The organism is Sphingomonas sp. IW22, assembly GCF_041321155.1.
Taxonomy (GTDB): domain Bacteria; phylum Pseudomonadota; class Alphaproteobacteria; order Sphingomonadales; family Sphingomonadaceae; genus Sphingomonas.
Map to the genome: position 1 here is coordinate 2,307,284 of NZ_JBGGWB010000001.1, position 14,540 is coordinate 2,321,823.

Here is a 14,540-nt window from a genome sequence, read left to right on the forward strand (position 1 = left end):
GCTTGGTATTGAAGGCCGGCTTGCCTAACCCGGCCTGACGGCACCCCCAAACCGCTCAGGCCTGCAATGGATGCAGGAGGTCGAGAATTCATATCGCCTTTGCGACCATGGTACCCGGAAGCACGCTCGCGCCGCTGTCTTGGCGCGCAGAAATGGCATGGCCCGCATCGACAGCAGCAGGTTTTAGCGGCGTGACAAACTGATGATCGTTTGCGAGTAGCATGGCGGTCAGCGCCGCAAGGTACGCAAGGGTCGATTCCGCGCCTTGATTGGCGTTCCGCCGATCAGGGTGGAGGCCGTCAAAGCAGGCTCCCGCAGCGGCATCGGCGACGGGGATGCGCAGGTCATTTTCTCCGAGAAACCAGCTGAATGCCCGCCGAGCTTCCTGCCTCCAGCGATGATCTCCACTGACATTCGCCGCGATAAGGCAAGCGCTGACTGCCGAACACGCTTCTAATGGCTGCTGATCGAACGGCTCTGGATGGCGACGATCGGTGCCGAAGGTGTCGGTGCCAATGGGCCGGAAGTGGCCCGCCTCGGCCGTCTGCAACTTCATCAGCCAACGCAGCGTGTCGAGACCGACCTGGATATGGCGAGAATTGGATCGCGCATGGCCAGTCACCAGGAGGGCTTCGCATAGCTTGGCGTTGTCGTAGCCCAGCCGATCCTCGAACCAGTTCCAGTCCGGAGCAGCGGCGTCCGACCAGCGCTGAAACAAACGATCGGCGAGGTTGTCCCTCAGCCGCTCGAATCCGCGATGGCCTGGAAAACGTCCCAGAAAACCTTCGATCCCAAGGAGACCGTATGCCCATGCGCGCGGCGAGGAAGTATCATTCAAGGGCGGCGCGAAGTCCAGCAATCGCGCAGCGGCCCAGCTATCGAGACGACGCGGATCTTGGTGCCGTGCAACGGCACCGAGTGCCCAGACCGCCCGGCCATGGGCATCGTCGGCACCAGGTTCATCGAGCCATTCGCGATCGAACCCCATGAAATTATGGACCCTGCTTTCGGCGGGACACCAGGCATGTTCGACGAACGCGGCGTAGGTGAGAGCGAGCCGGTCCTCCTGTGAAGAAAGGGGTCGCAGTCGGGCAATTTCGGCCATGAGCAGCAGCGCGCGTGCATTGTCGTCGAGGCAGTATCCGTGTCTGCGGTCGGGAACTGCAAACTGAGTATGCTGGATCAATCCGACGTTATCGGTCAATGCATCAAGGTGGACCGTCGCGAGCGGAGGCAATTCATTCCTTCTTGCTCCCCCTGGAGCGAAGGGAATGACCTCAGCCTTGGGGGACCGTCTTTCAAGCCTTACGTCGGAAAAGACCTCCAGATACTGTCGTGCGACATTCGACCACGTCATCATCCTTCCCAGCGCGTAAGCTTGCGTCCGGATTGCGCTGCGGGATGTATCGTCGTCTATCAACTGGCTGACCGCGCCAGCCAGCGCGTTCGGTGCGCCGAACGGTACGAGGACGCCGCAATTGTCGGCGAGGAGTTCCTGCGCATACCAGAAGGGCGTCGAGACCACAGCCTTACCCAACGCTACGGCATAGGCCAGCGTGCCCGAGACGATCTGGGCCTCATTCGGATAGGGGGACAGATAGATGTCGCAAGCCGCAAGATGGTCCAGAAGTTCGTCCAGTGAGAGGTATCGGTCGACAAAGTGAATGTGGTCAGTCACTCCCAGCTCGTCTGCGAGAGCGACGAGACTCGCGCGGTAGCGCTCGCCCTCGTGACGGCGAAGGCTCGGATGAGTCGCACCAACGATCATGTAGAGGATCTTGGGGTGGTCGCGAACCAGCGCGGGCATTGCGCCGATCGCTGTTTCGATCCCTTTGCCGGGCCCGAGCAAACCGAAAGTCATCAGCACTGTTCGATCCGCAAGCCCCAGATCGTGTTGCGCCATCGCCGGGTCGAGAAAAGGGCGATCAGGGACGCCGTGCGGAATCACGCTGATCCGCTCGGACGGAACGCCATAGACGTCCTCCAGTATCTGTCGGCCCTTGTCCGCCATGGCAACCAACCGCGCGGAGCGCCCAATAATTTCATCCATAACCTGGCGTTGGGCGGGGTTGGGCGCCGCCAGGATAGTGTGCAGTGTTGTGACCACGGGCGTCTTTAGCCCGCGCAGCAGTTCGAGCACATTTTCCCCCGCTTCACCGCCGAATATCCCGAACTCGTGCTGCAGGGAGACGACCTCGATGTCGGCGACGTTCAGGAAATCAGCGGCGACTGCGAAGGATGCAGGATCGGAGTGATCGATCTCAAGCGGTACAAAGTCGGGATAGGCATAGCTCCCGCCACTATCGGTGACGGCGACCGTGATGCACGACAGGTTCGGATCGTGGCTGGTGAGCGCGCGTTGCATGTCATCGGTGAAAGTCGCGATGCCGCAATGCCGCGGGACGCAGGTTCCGATCAAAGCAATACGCTTTAGAGCAGGGACCGTGCGTGCGTCGTTCATTGGAGTACCTCAAACGTGTAAATTCTCTTGGAAAATGCGTGCTGAGTACTGAGCTCAGCGCGGGCTCGCAGCTCGTTGGGCGGGTCGTCGTTCGACAGTTCATCTCTCCAATGGTTGATAAACGAACCCAGGTCAGACTACCCTAACGGACAACCGTGAGCCCTTGTCGCGGCTGGACCATAGTCCAGAGTCAAGGATGTCTTTCAGCTCATTCACGGTGAACTTCGGCAGGCGTGGTGGAAGAGACATCATGAACGGGTACGGCTGTGCCGCGCACGAACTGGCCGGGTCCGCCTCACATGTAAGTGGCGAACCAAACGGGCGCCCCACAAGCGTCCAGGTGCTTGGCGCCATCAGCCGGCGTCTTCTGGTTTTACCCGCCCGGCCGCCCTATCGGCGCGGCGCCAAACGCGAGGAACGAAGGGAGGTACCTGCGCCGCATATCGGCGGTAGTCTTCTCCGAACTCGCGAAGCGCGTCCCGCTCCTCATGGCGTGCGAGACGAACGTACATCACGACCAGCACTGGAAACATGCCGAGTGTAAGCAGAGTCGGCCACTGCAGCAGGAAGCCGAACATCACCAGAATGAACCCGACATATTGCGGATGCCGAATCCGCGAATAGATGCCGCCTGTAGCTAGCTTTTGCTCTTGCTGGGCGGTGTGCAACGCCTTCCATGCCACCGAGATGAGCATAAAACCCCCGCCGATGAGCACGAAGCTCGCAATGTGGAATGGGCCGAAATGAGGATTGGTCTTCCAGCCGAACATCATCTCAAGCAAATGTCCGGCATCGTGTGAGAGCCAGTTGACCCCCGGAAACCGGGATTGGAGCCAGCCGGAGAGAAGGTAGATCGTCAGCGGAAAACCGTACATTTCCGCGAACAAGGCCACGAGGAAGGCGCTGAATACGCCGAAGCTTCGCCAGTCACGCGGCGTATGTGGCTTGAAAAAGCTGAAGGCGAAGACAATGAAGACGGCGGCATTCACTGCCGCGACCCCCCACAAGCCATAGGCGGACACATCGCTCTGGGTCATGGCCAGGCAGCTCCCCGCCCGCTACCTGACTGGGGAGCGCGGCCGCGCGCCGGGCCAGGGAATGCTTGTCTGAGCAGGGGGCGTCGCGGTTGGTTAAGCCACGCACTTTGCCGAGAGCCTGTTGCCGACGAACGCACGGCGCTATGTCTCCTCTCCGCTCTGTCGCCCAGCTCATCGACGATCATTTTCTCATCCTGCTTTATGTCTACGGATCATTGGGTGCCACCCGAGACGCGTCATTGACGCAGATCAAAGCTGCACTCCGCACTCAAGGCGACAAGTGTTGCGGGTCGCGGCACGCTCACTGCCACGCCGCTCAGGACTGTACTGCATGCAAGCGCTCGAGAATCGCCCCTATGATGAGCTGGCCATCGGCGAAACTGCCGCGCTTACGCGCGAGCTGGAGCGTCTTGGCCCCTCAGGCCTCGAGGGTGACACCATCGAGCTGCAGCCCGGCGCGAGCGCCTGGGCCGGCCTGCTCCTCTCGCACCTCATCGAAACGCAGCTGCCGGGGCTCGGCACGATCATCCTCACTCAGACGCTGACCTATGGGCGCCCGGATACGCCAAGCGGCGCGATCACGGCCACCCTCGCGGTCCGCGAAAAGCGCAGTGACGGTCATGTCGTGCTCGATTTTCAATGCTCGGATCCATCGGGAGCAATCCTGGTGCATGGCTGGGCCGAGGTCGTCGCCCCGCGCGAAAAGCTGCGGCGCGCGGCGAGCGTGTCCTCTTCCGTAAAGCTCCACACCCCGGGTGCCCGCTATTGGGCGGCGCTGGAGAAGGCGCAAGGCCTGCCCCCGATCAGAACCGCGGTCGTGCATTCAGTTGACGAAGCTTCGCTTCGCGGGGCGGTCGAAGCGGCTGATGCTGGGCTGATCGTGCCAATCCTGGTCGGCCCCGCCGCCCGGATCGCGCAAGCGGCAGAGGCGGCTGGGCTTCCCCTGGGCGCATTCGAGCTGATCGACGTTCCCCATAGTCATGCTGCTGCGGAAAAGTCCGTGGCACTGGTCCGCGAAGGGCAGGTGGAGGCCCTCATGAAGGGGGCGCTCCATACCGACGAGCTCATGGGCGCGGTCGTGGCCAGTGGCAGCGGTCTCAAGACCGAGCGGCGGATAAGCCACATCTTCGCGCTGGATGTCCCGAGCTACCACAAGCCGCTGTTCATCACCGATGCTGCGATCAACATCTACCCGACGCTCGACGACAAGCGAGACATTGTCCAGAACGCAATCGAACTGTGTGTCGCGCTCGGGATCGACCCACCTAAGGTCGCCATCCTCTCAGCGACAGAGATGGTCCATGCCAAGATCAGTTCCACGGTCGAGGCGGCCGCGCTGTGCAAGATGGCCGAGCGCGGGCAGATTACGGGCGGCTTGCTGGACGGGCCGCTCGCGTTCGACAACGCCATCTCAAAGGAGGCAGCGGCAGCAAAGCACATCGCATCGTCCGTGGCCGGCGATGCCGATATTCTTCTCGCGCCAGACTTGGAGTCGGGCAATATGATCGCCAAGCAGCTGATCTATCTCGCCGGGGCCGATGCCGCGGGCCTGGTCCTCGGCGCCCGCGTGCCGATCATGCTGACCAGCCGTGCCGACGGCGCGTTGGCACGGGTCGCGTCCTGCGCGCTGGCGCAGATCTTCATTCGCAGCCGCTTGTCGCGTGCCCTATGACATCCTCCATCCTGGTCCTCAATGTCGGCTCGTCTACGCTGAAGTTCGCGCTCTTTGACGGTGCCGGACTTGATCTCTTGTGTCGGGGTGTAATCGAAGATCGGGGCGCTGGATTCCCGGTCAGTACAAGCGGCCCCTATGCCCCCGCCTTCGCCGCTCTGCCGGGAGCTGCAGGGGCAACCCTGCCGGCCCGGATCGAATGGCTACTGAGGACCGCCGCAACCAAGCTTGTCGACAGGCCGCTGGCGGCCGTCGGACACCGAGTGGTCCACGGCGGCACAACGTTTGCGGAACCGGCCATCGTGAATGCAGCGATGCTCGACGAACTGGGGCGGCTCATTCCGCTTGCGCCGGCTCACCAGCCGCACAACATCGCTGCGATCGCCGCCGTAACGGCGATGGCGCCGGACTTGCCCCAGATTGCCTGCTTCGACACGGCGTTTCATCGCACCCAACCGCGGGTGGCGCAGCTCTATCCGCTGCCGCGGGCACTCAGCGACGAGGGATTGCTGCGGTTCGGCTTTCACGGACTCTCTTACGAGCATGTCGCACAGGCACTTGTCGAGGTGGCCCCTGATCACGCCAATGGCCGCGTGATCGCGGCGCATCTCGGGCACGGTGCGAGCCTCTGCGCGATGCGGAATCGACAGAGCGTCGCCACGACGATGGGGTTCACCTCTCTCGAGGGGCTGATGATGGGAACCCGTTCGGGGTCGATTGATCCCGGGCTAATCCTCTATCTGATACGCGACCGCGGCATGACGGTAGAAGCCGTTGGCGACCTTTTGAACAGCCGCTCCGGTCTTCTCGGCGTGTCAGGGCTGAGCGATGATGTTCGCATCTTGGCGCAGAGCCCGGATCCCTCCGCCGCCGAGGCGCTCGACCTGTTCGCGTACCGGGCAGCGCGCGAGATTGGCTCGTTGATGGTGGCGGTCGGCGGCTTGGACCTCCTCGTATTTACCGGGGGCATCGGCGAAAACTCTGCGTCCCTTCGCGCCGCCATCTGCGAACGGCTGCGTTGGGCTGACGTTATCCTTGATCCCGCCCGAAATGAGCAGGGCCTGCCCCGCATCAGCGCGGAGGCAGTACGCGTGAAGGTCTTCGTCATACCGGCCAATGAGGAGCTTGTGATAGCGACCGCGACGCGAGAGTTGACGGCGGGCCTGGCAGGGCGCAGCGGCGGCAAGCGGCGCTCGCCGCCTTCGGTCCGATGAGCTTCGCATCAGCGTTCTTCGGCATCCTCCTCGAAAAGCCTGATCCGGTTGATGACGGAGACGAAGAACGCGGTCGACCATCCAAGCAGGATGATTCCGTTGGCACCTTCGATGGCGCCGACCAACCGCCAGGCTCTCGGGAGAACGACGTCGCCGTATCCGAGAGTGGAGTAGGTCGTGGTCGAGAAATAGAGCGCGTCGTCGAAGGTCGGGAGCGCCCCGACCGCCGCGTACAGAATCGCGTAGGTCCAGATCTCGATGGTGTGGAGGGCGAACAGCCCGAACGCGGCGCCAAAGATGACAATGAGCTGGTGAAGCCGAGTGCGACGGACCTGAAGCCGGCGCTGGTGTCGGCGCATGAGCGCGACGAGCAATCCAAGTCCAACCAGGTGCATGACGACGGTCAGCGCGACCATGATGCTGGCGATGACAAGCTGCGGCACAATATCTCCGTGTCTGAGAGGTCCGCCGGGCGTTCGATCCTCGACGACCTGCTAGAGCGTTGGCAGGAAGTAAAAATCAATCATCGCCCGTGGGCTCTAGGTCGCGGGCGTGTCGTTCAGCTCGCATTGATCATTCCTCGCCCATGCACTTTGACGTGCGTCAATGTGTCTCTAGCGCCGGCGGCTCTACCGTCTCGGCAGGTAGGAGCCCAGTGTGTCTGATCAATCGCTCAAGGAAAACAGCATCGACGGCTCTTGTTGATTGCGACGCTGGTTAGCCAAGCGCGCAACGGGCGGTTCCCGTCATAACCGCCGAGATGCTGGAAAGCGGCCAAAAAGCAGTCCTGGGTCAGATCGAGCGCCTCTTCGGGGTCCCCGATATGACCGCGGATCATCCGATAGATCGGCTCTCGATGACGACGCATGATCTCCGCAAAGGCGGCTCCCTCTGCTCCTCTCACCTGGAATATGCGTCATAATCGATCATCCAAAATCGGGATGCGACGCGATGAACCTGGCAGGGCGACCAGCCAATGAGGGCTGGCGCCGTCTTCGGCGAAGGAACGCAAGTCCGCGTCGTGGCACTTGCCTTTGGTTCGCCATCCTCGCGGCGGGTTCAAGCGTGCCACCGTATTCAGATGGGCGGCGATGCCGGTTGACCGGAACGAGTAGGTGCCACTCGCCGTCTGATCCCGCCCGCGCCCGCACGTCGGTGACCATCTGGAACGCATTGGCCTGGGGCAGGGGGTGTCGCCTCGTCCCTAAGTCCCGCGCGCGATCGTGCGGAACAGCGGCCCCATACGATCGTCGCGCAAGCCGACTGGGGTCGTCAGTCGATCGCGTCGAGCAGCAGCCGCGCCCCGTCGAGTGCCAGCACGGGGTCTTGCCGCGCCTGACGTTATGCGCCCGCCCGCACCGACGCTGCCGGGTTCGCCGGCACCACCTGGCCGGTCACCAATCAATCGAACAGGTGCCGCACGCCGGCGAGCGCTGCTTGACCGTGGGCGCGCTCACCTTTCGCGCTAGCGCCTCGATCCAGGCACCGCCGCGCAGCGGCTGGACGTCCGCGCTCGACGCCACCGCGCGCCTCGCGCCAAGCCAGAAACTCGCCCGCCGCGCGCGCATCAGCGCGGCGCAGACACTGCTCATCGCTCAGGTTTAGCCGTCCCCGCCGACTTTCTCACATATCGTGTTCCATAGGCATCGGCTTCATCGCGTCGGGTTTGGGCTTGGCGTCGACGGCCCCGGTACCGCGCTTCTTCTCCGCGCGACACTTGGCACCCATTTCGGCCATCTTTTTCTGGCTCATGCCCATTTTCTGCATGCCAGCTTTCGACATACACGACGAGGCAGGCATGTTGCCCTTCATCTTGCCGTCCTTCATCCCCGGCATCATGTTGTCATGGCCCATCATGCCGCCGCCCATCGGCTTCGCCGGTGGTGCCGCGCGGTCTTGAGCAAGTGCGATGCCCGAACTTAGCAGCAGTGCTGAGAAGATTAGGCCCATCTGGGCGCGTGATATCGAAACGTTCATGTAAAATCCTTTTCATCGAAGTCAAAGCGTGGGCTCAATTAATCGGTAAGTTTTTTCCGCTCGCCCAGGAAATCAGGTTAAGCGTACTGCTGCTAGCCCTGCGCGCGGTCGCAGGTCGCGTCATTGACGCAGATCAAAGCGGTACATTGCAGGCGAAGCGACAAGGCGGGCGCTCGCGGCAGGTATCAAGCCACATGAATGCGTACGAATCGGGCGAACGGAAAAGGCGAAAACGCCCCGGTCCTGACCGTGCGGCGGGTCGGTACCTAGAGCAAAATAGGTCGGCCTACGGCGCTACCGCCGTTCGTCACGGTGATGGCGTCACCTGACCCCGGCCGCCAGCGGTGGCGGCCGGGTACCTTTTTCCTTAAGGATCGCGAAAGTTCGGGCGCGGCGTCGATGGCCTGGCCGCTGGCAGCCAAACTCGGATGGCTGCCGTGTACAATGGGCTTCTATAGGAGCCAAAGAGATCGTGAAATCCCGCCTCTCAGCGTCACCCCGCGCTGTGGTCTACAGCGTTTACTGCGGAATTTCTCCGGAATTTCTGGGTTGACCTTGGACTATGGTCCAAGGGCTATCGGTCTCGCGTGGACCATGATCAGTCAATCATCGGCAACTTCGCCCCAGGCTTGGATGCCCTGGCAGACCAGAGCAGTGATTCGGGCGTGGGTAACGAGGTGTGAGAGTAGCTTGTCCCGGCTGCGAAATACGTGATCGGGCGCTATGCGCCGGCCTCAGCGATGCGGAACTGGCGCCGCTCAGCGCCCTGAAGCGTCGACGACGTTTTGCAAAGGGGGAGCCCGTTATCTGGGCGGGCGACGAAAACATGATCTTCGCGAACGTCGTCTCGGGCGTTCTCAAGCTTAATGCCTCCACGGCGGATGGGCGTGAGCAGATTGTGGGCCTGATGTACCCAGCCGATTTCATCGGCAGACCTTACGCGTCCTCAACACGCTACAACGTGGTGGCGCTGACGGACGCTGAGCTGTGCGTGTTTTCACGAAAGCACTTCGAGCAGGCGCTCAGGACCTACGACAAGTTGAAGCGGTTGCTGCTCCAGCGCACGCTGGATGAGCTAGACCATAGCCGCGAGTGGATGCTCCTGCTCGGCCGCAAGACGGCGGAAGAGAAGGTGGCGAGCTTTCTCGTCCAGATGGCGCGCCGGATCGGCCGTGGCGGTTGCGCCCGGTCGCCGCTGGATGAGTTCGTCCTACCGCTCAGCCGGGCTCAGATCGCCGACGTGCTCGGACTTACGATCGAGACGGTCAGCCGACAGATGACAAGATTGAGAAGCGCCGGCGTCATTGATCTGCCAACGACGCGCTCGATCAGGGTTTTGAACGAAATCGCGCTCTCGGCACGTGCGGAACAGGGCTAGGCCGCCGGTGACATTCGCCCGGAAGTCCACTCGTGCGGCGCTGCCATCAACTGCCGCCCGGCCACATGGGCAGGTCGAGCGTCCGCGCCGCCACCAGCGGCATGGGAGCGTCGGCAGCGTCAAGGCTAGGACAAGCTGTGGGCGATTGCCTTGATTTGCCTTCAAGCCTGAGCCGAATCTCGCAGTTGCGTCCCGGTGGCGCTCCAGCCAACAAAAGGAAAGGGGACCGCAGCGACTTATCTGCTTTCAGCCCTGATCCTCCTCCCTACGCTCCCATGAGCTGAGCCATCGCCATCGTCTCGGCGAACGTGCGCCCAGCGTTGCCGCCGGGCGTCTAACGGACAGCTACGCTATACTATGCTTGAGCGCGCTTGCGCGGTCGTGACCAGCCTGGACCGAGGCGAAGCCATCACGAATTATCGCTGCGGTGGATGTCTGCAATTCGGTATCCTTCAACGCTTCTTGGAACTTGGCTTTGATGTAGTCCTCGCCGCGTTCGGCCTCCTGGATGATCGCCTTGTCGATCTTGCCGGTAAGCGCCTGCTTGAGATCCATGAAACGACGATGCGCTGCGGCGAGCAAGCTGGAGTCATCTTCGGGGGTTCCACCGAGCCGGCGGACCTCGGCTTGCAACGAACTCGCTACCTGGCTGCGATCACGCGCGAAGTCAGCGAACATGGTCGCGAATTGGGTGCGATCGTCGCAGCGTTCCTGGGCTGGTTCGCAGGCGGCTTCTACCTAACCGACCGCAATCCGATTCTAATGACGCACCGCTGGCTTGGAACCGCCATTGCCGGTGTCGGGCTGGTGCTGGTCTACTTGGCGGCAGGTCATCGCCGCGCGCCGGAGCGATCACGCAAGCTCTACCTGGTCCTGCTCGGCTTGATGACGCTAGCGATCTCGGTTCAAGGCTTTCGTGGAGGAACGTTCATGCACGGCGGCTTGAACCATCTGGCATTCTGAAATCGTGGGTGAAGATATGGCTTTCCGTTTGCAGAAGATCTTGGTGGCGTCGCTGCTACTGCCCACCGCAGCAACCGCGCAGCCTTCGAACCATGCCACCGACACGCTCGCCGTGCAGGCAGTTCTGTCGCAATATAAAGCGGCGACCGAGAAGCTTGACGGGGCGGGGACCGAGCGGCTGTTCACGCCGGATTCGCGGATATTCGAAACTGGCGGCTCGGAAGAAACCTACGCCAACTATCTCAGCCATCACCTCCGGCCGGAGCTCGCTGCCTTCAAGTCTTTCAAATTCTCAGACTACAAGGTCGACGTGCGGTTCGAAGGGCCGATTGCGCTCGCACCGAAACCTATCGCTACCGGATCGAGCCCAAGACTGGAGATGTCGCGGAGCGGATCGGTGCCGCGACGAGCGTGCTCAAGAAGGTCGGCGGCACGTGGAAAATCGTCAGCATGCACAATAGCGGCCGCCGCCCCAAGGGATCCTGACCGCCGCATCTGTCATATACCAAGATCTCTGGGGGTGCTCATTGCGGGTCAGCGTCCGACGCGGCATCCGCTGAGCAGCAACAGCGCGAACGCGCGTCACGGCTGTCTACCAAGTCTAGCGAACGCGCTTGAGCGGCGCGCCCGCACAACATTCAATGTCGATTCGGCGGCCACGCCTGTATCGGCGGACTGTGGCGCCAACCGAAGCGCCTGAGGCAAACCAATCCTTTTGCCCCTTCAAGGGCTCGCCCTCACCTCAGTCGATCGCACCGCAAAAGGGCTGATGACGTTGGCGCGGGCGAATAGCGGAATAGTGAATGGTTCGACGGCGAGCCCTCCCGCTGGATCTGCCTGCACTGAGCGTCGGAAGTGGTTAGGCCGTCCCGATCGCAAGATCGTCCAGGATCGGGCAGTCCGGCCGATCGCCGCCAGCGCAGCGATGAGCCAGATCCTCGAGCGACTTGCGCATGGCGCGGAGCTCGCGCTCCTTGCGCTTCATCTCACCGGCTCGTGCGATAGCGAGCGCCTTCACCTCGCCTCTCGCGCGGCCACTGTCCTGCCATAGAGCGAGTAGCTGGCCAATCTCTTGGATAGGAAAGCCGAGATCGCGCGCGCGCCGGTGAGATGAAGCGCAGCATGTGCACCTCGCGTTCGTCATAGTCGCGGTAGCCGGAGTGACGTCGCGCGGCCTTCGGGATGAGGCCGATAGCCTCATAGTGGCGGATCATCCGCTGGCTGACGCCCGAAGCTTTGGCCGCCTGTCCTATATTCACGTATTGTCTCCTCAAGCCGCCGTCGGACGCCAACGGCGAAGCGTCAGAGCATTGGCGACGACACTGACGCTCGACAGCGCCATGGCCGCGCCGGCGATCACCGGGCTCAGATAACCGAAGGCTGCCAGCGGGATGCCGATCAGGTTGTAGATGAACGCCCAGAACAGCCCCTGGCGGATCTTGGCATAGGTCCGCTTCGAGATGTCGATCGCATCCGCGACCAGGCGAGGGTCGCCGCGCATCAGCGTGATGCCGGCCGCGTGCATGGCGACGTCCGTTCCCGTCGACATGGCGATGCCGACATCGGCTGCCGCGAGGGCAGGGGCGTCGTTGACCCCGTCGCCGACCATGGCGACCGTGCGGTCCTCTCCTCGCAAGGCTGCCACCGCATCCGACTTTCCTTCCGGCAGGACATTGGCGACGACGTCGGCGATGCCCAGCTTGGCGGCCGCTGCGCGCGCGCTTCCCGCATTGTCCCCGGTAAGCATCACGCTGCGTATACCGCGGCCATGCAGCGCCGCCACGGCGGCCGCAGCGGAGGCCTTCACCTCGTCACCGAACGCGAGGAGGCCGAGGAGGCGGCGCTCGGGAGCGCGTTCCGCGACCCAGGAGACCGTCCGTCCCTCCGATTCCAGTCTGGCCGCTTCGACGGCCAGCTGCTCCAGGGCGATACCTTCGTCCGCCATCAAGCGCGTGCTGCCGAGGATCAAGTTGCGGCCGTTGACGTCCGCAGCGACGCCGCGACCCGGCAGGCCGCGCATGCCTTCAGCGCTGACGGGTTGGACGCCTTCCGATTTGGCCCATGCCATGACGGCCCGCGCGAGCGGATGCTCGCTTCCATCCTGCAGTGCTGCGGCGAGCTCGATGAGTTGGGTGCGCTCCACTCCGGCGGCGGGCAGTCCCGCCAGCAGCGAGGGCTTGCCTTCGGTGAGCGTGCCGGTCTTGTCGAACGCGACGACGTTGATGCGGTGCGCGGTCTCGAGCGCCTCCGCGTCCTTGATCAGCACTCCTGCTCGCGCGGCGACCCCGGTGCCGGCCATGATTGCGGTCGGCGTGGCCAGGCCAAGCGCGCACGGGCAGGCGATGACGAGCACCGCCACCGCGTTCAGGATCGCAACTTCCACTCCGGCGCCGGCGATCAGCCAGCCGGCGAGGGTAAGCGAGGCTATGACGAGAACGATCGGAACGAACACGGCGCTAACCCGGTCGACGAGCCGCTGGATCGGAGCCTTGGCGCCTTGCGCGCTCTCGACCAGGCGCACGATGCGCGCGAGGGTGGTCTCGGCGCCCACGGCTGTCGTCTCGACCAGGATGAGCCCGTCCGCATTGATCGACCCGCCGGTCACCTTGTCTCCGGCGGCTTTGGGCACCGGCAGGCTTTCTCCCGTGAGCATCGACTCGTCGACATGGGTAGCCCCGTCGATCAACAGCCCGTCGACCGGGATGCGCTCGCCGGGCCGGACGCGCACCCGGTCGCCGTTACGCACCTCGGAGAGGGCGACCTCTCGTTCGGCACCGTCGGCGCCGACGACGCGCGCCTGGTCGGGTCGCAGCGCCATCAGCGCGCGGATCGCCTCGCCGGTCTGGCGCTTGGCGCGGCCTTCGAGCCACTTGCCAAGCAGGATGAGCGTGATGACGACGGCCGAAGCCTCGAAGTAGTAATGCGCGTCCATGCCGTGCATCGGCGCGAACAGCAGCTGGTAGAGGCTGAGCCCATAGGCGGCCGATGTGCCGATCGCGACCAGGAGGTCCATACTGCCGGTGCGGGCACGCGCGGCCTTCCAACCCGCGCGGTAGAAGCGCGCGCCCAGCCAGAACTGCACGGGTGTCGCGAGCAGTAGCTGGATCCAGCCTGGCACCGCCACCTCGATACCGAACGGGGCCAGCAGCATCGGCACGACCAGCGGCAGCGACAGCGCCGCGGCGATCAGCACATGGCGGAGCTCTCTTGTCGCGGCGGCGTTGGGGCGGGCGTCCTCGATGCCCCGCTCCGTCTCCGCCGAGCCGGTGCGCGCGGATGCGGTGTAACCGGCGCTTTCGACGGCCTCGATCAGGACATACGCGGGGACGTCCCCTACCGCTTCGATCCTCGCCGTTTCGGCCGCCAAGTTGACACTCGCGGAGCGGACGCCGGGCACTTTCAGCAGCGCCTTTTCTACCCGACCGACGCACGTCGCGCAGGTCATGCCGGTGATCGTCAGCTCGGTCGTTTGCGTCACCGGCGTGTAGCCCGCCGCGAGCACCGCATCGGCCACGGCGCCGACATCGGATCGTCCGTCGACGAATTCGACATTTGCCCGCTCGGTCGCGAGGTTGACCGAGGCGACGACGACGCCGGGCACCCCGGCGATAGCACGCTCGACCCGACCAACGCACGTCGCGCAGGTCATGCCTTCGATGGGCAGCGACAGCATCTCTTCTCTTCCCGCGTGCGCTGTCGCCTGCAGTCGTGCCGGTGCGTTCATGGTCGTCTCCAATATCGAGTCGACGAGCTTATCGTCCCTGACATCGTGTCAAGGTCAACAACGAAAACTTACCCCTTGACCCTGACACAGTGTCAAACCCCACATTTGCTTCAT

The 14,540-nt window shown here is 63.3% G+C and carries 13 protein-coding genes and 1 pseudogene; 5 read left to right on the forward strand and 9 right to left on the reverse strand.

All coding sequences use genetic code 11. The annotated features are described in order from the left end of the window. Positions 1-88: 88 nt before the first annotated feature. Both ACAX61_RS11255 and ACAX61_RS11260 read right to left on the reverse strand, forming a co-directional pair. Positions 89-2,461, reverse strand: a complete 2,373-nt coding sequence (locus ACAX61_RS11255) for a glycosyltransferase family 4 protein (RefSeq protein WP_370714819.1) — start codon at positions 2,459-2,461, stop codon at positions 89-91. A 353-nt stretch (positions 2,462-2,814) separates the two neighbouring features. Further along, positions 2,815-3,498 carry a methyltransferase family protein gene (locus tag ACAX61_RS11260; RefSeq protein WP_370714820.1) on the reverse strand — a complete coding sequence of 228 codons (684 nt, stop codon included), beginning with the start codon at positions 3,496-3,498 and terminating at the stop codon, positions 2,815-2,817. Between the two features lie 283 nt (positions 3,499-3,781). On the opposite strand from ACAX61_RS11260, the gene ACAX61_RS11265 reads away from it, so the two are divergent. Continuing rightward, positions 3,782-5,170, forward strand: a complete 1,389-nt coding sequence (locus ACAX61_RS11265; protein ID WP_370714821.1) for a bifunctional enoyl-CoA hydratase/phosphate acetyltransferase — start codon at positions 3,782-3,784, stop codon at positions 5,168-5,170. Next, a complete protein-coding gene (locus ACAX61_RS11270) occupies positions 5,167-6,384 on the forward strand; it encodes an acetate/propionate family kinase (protein ID WP_370714822.1) in 1,218 nt (405 codons plus the stop codon). Before ACAX61_RS11265 ends, ACAX61_RS11270 begins: the two co-directional genes overlap by 4 nt. Positions 6,385-6,392: 8 nt before the next feature. Here the strand turns inward: ACAX61_RS11270 and ACAX61_RS11275 are convergent, their stop codons facing one another. The 4 genes from ACAX61_RS11275 to ACAX61_RS11290 form a co-directional block, all read right to left on the reverse strand. Further along, positions 6,393-6,827, reverse strand: coding sequence for a potassium channel family protein (locus ACAX61_RS11275; protein WP_245648918.1), 435 nt, complete (start codon positions 6,825-6,827; stop codon positions 6,393-6,395). Positions 6,828-7,057: 230 nt separating this feature from the next. Continuing rightward, positions 7,058-7,252: an RNA polymerase sigma factor gene (locus ACAX61_RS11280; protein WP_370714980.1), complete on the reverse strand. Its 195-nt coding sequence runs from the start codon at positions 7,250-7,252 to the stop codon at positions 7,058-7,060. A gap of 526 nt (positions 7,253-7,778) precedes the next feature. Beyond that, on the reverse strand, positions 7,779-7,976 hold the full coding sequence (locus ACAX61_RS19630) for a hypothetical protein (RefSeq protein WP_528084551.1): 198 nt from the start codon (positions 7,974-7,976) through the stop codon (positions 7,779-7,781). Positions 7,977-8,007: 31 nt separating this feature from the next. Next, positions 8,008-8,253, reverse strand: coding sequence for a hypothetical protein (locus ACAX61_RS11290; RefSeq protein ID WP_370714823.1), 246 nt, complete (start codon positions 8,251-8,253; stop codon positions 8,008-8,010). A gap of 787 nt (positions 8,254-9,040) precedes the next feature. Between ACAX61_RS11290 and ACAX61_RS11295 the strand changes: the two genes are divergently transcribed. Further along, the gene (locus tag ACAX61_RS11295; RefSeq protein WP_230187302.1) at positions 9,041-9,739 is read left to right on the forward strand and encodes a Crp/Fnr family transcriptional regulator; all 699 of its coding nucleotides are present in this window, start codon (positions 9,041-9,043) and stop codon (positions 9,737-9,739) included. Positions 9,740-10,084: 345 nt separating this feature from the next. Here ACAX61_RS11295 and ACAX61_RS11300 read toward each other — a convergent pair whose 3' ends face one another. Then, positions 10,085-10,417: a PA2169 family four-helix-bundle protein gene (locus tag ACAX61_RS11300; protein ID WP_354957117.1), complete on the reverse strand. Its 333-nt coding sequence runs from the start codon at positions 10,415-10,417 to the stop codon at positions 10,085-10,087. A 9-nt stretch (positions 10,418-10,426) separates the two neighbouring features. Between ACAX61_RS11300 and ACAX61_RS11305 the strand changes: the two genes are divergently transcribed. Then, on the forward strand, positions 10,427-10,702 hold the full coding sequence (locus tag ACAX61_RS11305; RefSeq protein ID WP_370714824.1) for a hypothetical protein: 276 nt from the start codon (positions 10,427-10,429) through the stop codon (positions 10,700-10,702). Positions 10,703-10,706: 4 nt separating this feature from the next. Beyond that, positions 10,707-11,402: a nuclear transport factor 2 family protein gene (locus ACAX61_RS11310; RefSeq protein WP_370714825.1), complete on the forward strand. Its 696-nt coding sequence runs from the start codon at positions 10,707-10,709 to the stop codon at positions 11,400-11,402. 159 nt (positions 11,403-11,561) lie between these two features. Here ACAX61_RS11310 and ACAX61_RS11315 read toward each other — a convergent pair. Both ACAX61_RS11315 and ACAX61_RS11320 read right to left on the reverse strand, forming a co-directional pair. Next, a pseudogene (locus tag ACAX61_RS11315) lies at positions 11,562-11,961 on the reverse strand (MerR family DNA-binding transcriptional regulator). 11 nt (positions 11,962-11,972) lie between these two features. Then, entirely contained in the window at positions 11,973-14,426 is a 2,454-nt protein-coding gene (locus tag ACAX61_RS11320) for a heavy metal translocating P-type ATPase (RefSeq protein ID WP_370714826.1), read from the reverse strand. Positions 14,427-14,540 lie beyond the last annotated feature (114 nt).

Coding starts and splice junctions, on each gene's coding strand:
- ACAX61_RS11300 (WP_354957117.1), bottom strand. CDS start 10,417: ATGTTCGCTGACTTCGCGCGTGATCGCAGCCAGGTAGCGAGTTCGTTG.
- ACAX61_RS11290 (WP_370714823.1), bottom strand. CDS start 8,253: ATGGGCGGCGGCATGATGGGCCATGACAACATGATGCCGGGGATGAAG.
- ACAX61_RS11270 (WP_370714822.1), top strand. CDS start 5,167: ATGACATCCTCCATCCTGGTCCTCAATGTCGGCTCGTCTACGCTGAAG.
- ACAX61_RS11255 (WP_370714819.1), bottom strand. CDS start 2,461: ATGAACGACGCACGCACGGTCCCTGCTCTAAAGCGTATTGCTTTGATC.
- ACAX61_RS11320 (WP_370714826.1), bottom strand. CDS start 14,426: ATGAACGCACCGGCACGACTGCAGGCGACAGCGCACGCGGGAAGAGAA.
- ACAX61_RS19630 (WP_528084551.1), bottom strand. CDS start 7,976: ATGAGCAGTGTCTGCGCCGCGCTGATGCGCGCGCGGCGGGCGAGTTTC.
- ACAX61_RS11260 (WP_370714820.1), bottom strand. CDS start 3,498: ATGACCCAGAGCGATGTGTCCGCCTATGGCTTGTGGGGGGTCGCGGCA.
- ACAX61_RS11280 (WP_370714980.1), bottom strand. CDS start 7,252: ATGCGTCGTCATCGAGAGCCGATCTATCGGATGATCCGCGGTCATATC.